The sequence below is a fragment of the Candidatus Magnetaquicoccus inordinatus genome, from assembly GCF_004217665.1.
Taxonomy (GTDB): Bacteria; Pseudomonadota; Magnetococcia; order Magnetococcales; family Magnetaquicoccaceae; genus Magnetaquicoccus; species Magnetaquicoccus inordinatus.
This window is the reverse complement of record NZ_RXIU01000466.1, coordinates 1-1,307: the sequence shown is the minus strand read 5'-3', so window position 1 is coordinate 1,307 and position 1,307 is coordinate 1. Positions and strand designations below refer to the sequence as shown.

General features: G+C 54.4%; 1 protein-coding gene and 1 pseudogene. Both read right to left on the bottom strand.

From position 1 onward, the window contains the following. The coding region (locus EJP87_RS16570) for a nitrite reductase (protein ID WP_227657732.1) at nt 1-585 on the bottom strand (585 nt) is incomplete at its 3' end. Between the two features lie 14 nt (nt 586-599). After that, a pseudogene (locus EJP87_RS18190) lies at nt 600-1,307 on the bottom strand (heme d1 biosynthesis radical SAM protein NirJ); the annotation flags it as partial.

Below are 1,307 nucleotides of genomic sequence, written 5' to 3'. Positions count from 1 at the left end.
GGAGTGCAGATCAAATTTACTGATCCAACCATCTCGCGAAGACAAATAGACAAAGCGACCATCGGGAGAAAATTTTAACCCCCCATGCAGGGCAAAACGGGTCGGAAAGCGCAGCAAGGGCTGCAATGCACCGCCATCAAGAACGGTCACATGATGATCAGCCAACTCCACCACCAGAGTCAGATTGAGGGGATCGGCGGCATGGAGCGGTTTATCTGGCAGAGTGGCGGGATCATGATGGACAATATGGCTGGCCGCAATTTCTGCCATTCCCCAAACCGGAAGGGTTGCCAAGGGTGATTGGATAAAACGTGCCAGATCTTCAATCTCTTGTGGGGTTAACTGTTCGGCAAAACCAGGCATCTGGGTCGCCTGACGCCCTTTGCCGATCACCTCCACCGCCTCTCCTTTTTGCAGACGCTTCAAATTATCTGGAAAAAGCGCGGGACCAATTCCACCCAGTCGCTCGGCATGATGGCACTCGGCACAATAACGGCTGTACAACTCGGCAACAGGCCGGTTGTCCGCTTCGGCGACCGCCATCCCTCCCATAGTCAATAACAATACCAGCGCACGTCTGATCATGCCTCTCTCCCTACTCAAGACAAAACTTCACCATCTTCCAAATAACATCCCGGATCCTCTGCCCATGGGTCGCCACTGGTCTGCCAGGCGCGAACACGGGTATTGCCGCCACAAATTGCCAAATAGCGACACTGGCCACAGCGCCCTTTGACAGGCCGTGGTTTTTGTCGCAATCCCAACAGCAACGGATCCGAACTCTGTTGCCAAATTGCGGCAAAGCTCTGCTCACGCAGCGAACCCAAGGCATGGTCCCACCAAAATATATCGGGATGAACCACTCCTCGGTTATCAATATTGGCAATCCCCACCCCAGAGGCATTGCCGCCCCAACGCTGCAAAAGAGTCAACGCCCGTTCATAGTGATCGGGCAGATGTTCTTGCACCCACAGCAAAAAAAAGACTCCATCGCAATCGTTGTTGCCGGTGACAATCTCCCGATTGCCTCCCTGTTGCCAATCGGCATAGGCTTGGGTAAACAACCAGGTAACCAGTTGCCGTGTGGTCTGCCGCTCCGCATCATCGGCGCGATTGCCTTTGCCGCGTCCGCCATAGTTCCAGTGCGACAAATAAAAACGATCAATCCCCTCCTCTGCCATCAGAGCAAAGAGGCCCGGCAAGTCGGCGCTATTTTCTCGGGTCGGGGTAAAACGAATGCCTACTTTGACCCCTTGCTGCTGACAGGCGCGAATACCGGACAAAGCCTGTCGAAATGCCCCCTCCTG